1 pseudogene is annotated in these 230 nt (G+C 43.9%); it reads right to left on the minus strand.

What is annotated here, in order from left to right:
* Window positions 1-230: pseudogene (locus H5S39_RS02355) on the minus strand (ISLre2-like element ISLre2 family transposase); the annotation flags it as partial.

Consider the following 230-nt stretch of genomic DNA (forward strand, 5'->3'; position numbering starts at 1 on the left):
CTGAACCGATTAAATGAATTTCCTTAAATCCGCGCCTTTGTGGTGAGGGGATATACTGCCAATTCCTCTGTAGATACTTTCTTAAGTGCATTAGGTCGTCTGTTTGTTTTTCCGTTAGCTCGGCTTTATTATGACGACGGACAGCCTTAACTGCCTGCATGGTTAACTCGTTTCGCTGTCCTAGAGTACGTTCAATTTTCTGTAGGCAGTGGTAGCGGTCGAGAAAGTAT

The sequence above is a fragment of the Limosilactobacillus rudii genome (assembly GCF_014145455.1).
Classification (GTDB): domain Bacteria; phylum Bacillota; class Bacilli; order Lactobacillales; family Lactobacillaceae; genus Limosilactobacillus; species Limosilactobacillus rudii.